Source organism: Granulicatella sp. HMSC31F03 (assembly GCF_001807725.1).
Taxonomy (GTDB): domain Bacteria; phylum Bacillota; class Bacilli; order Lactobacillales; family Aerococcaceae; genus Granulicatella; species Granulicatella adiacens.
This window is the reverse complement of sequence record NZ_KV790863.1, coordinates 1-411: the sequence shown is the minus strand read 5'-3', so window position 1 is coordinate 411 and position 411 is coordinate 1. Positions and strand designations below refer to the sequence as shown.

Sequence of the window (411 nt, the reverse complement as noted above, 5' to 3'; positions counted from 1 at the left end):
TATATTTATCTTCCATTATGGATTTACATAATGGAGAAATCATTGCTTATACAATTTCCTCAAAACAGTATACTAAGTTTGTATTGGATACATTAAATCAAATTGATTTACCTAAGGATGTTCTACTACATAGTAATCAAGGCAGCGTTTATACTTATGCTGAATACTACAATCTATATAAAGAAAAAGGCATTATCCGCAGTCTGTCCCGTAAGGGGACTCCCGCAGATAATGGACTCATCGAAAGCTTCCATTCTTCGCTAAAGTGCGAAGATTTCTACATAAAAGATGAAGTAATAACTTCATCTTCTATTGTAATTCAAATTGTAGAAAATTACATCAAATATTATAATGAAAATAGAATCCAACAAAAATTGGACTACCTGTCTCCGGTTGAATACCGGAGACGGT

General features: G+C 32.6%; 1 protein-coding gene. It reads left to right on the top strand.

Translation table 11 applies throughout. The features are described from left to right. Positions 1 to 411 (top strand): integrase core domain-containing protein (locus HMPREF3106_RS09315; RefSeq protein ID WP_148129420.1); only part of this gene is annotated, 411 nt, incomplete at both ends.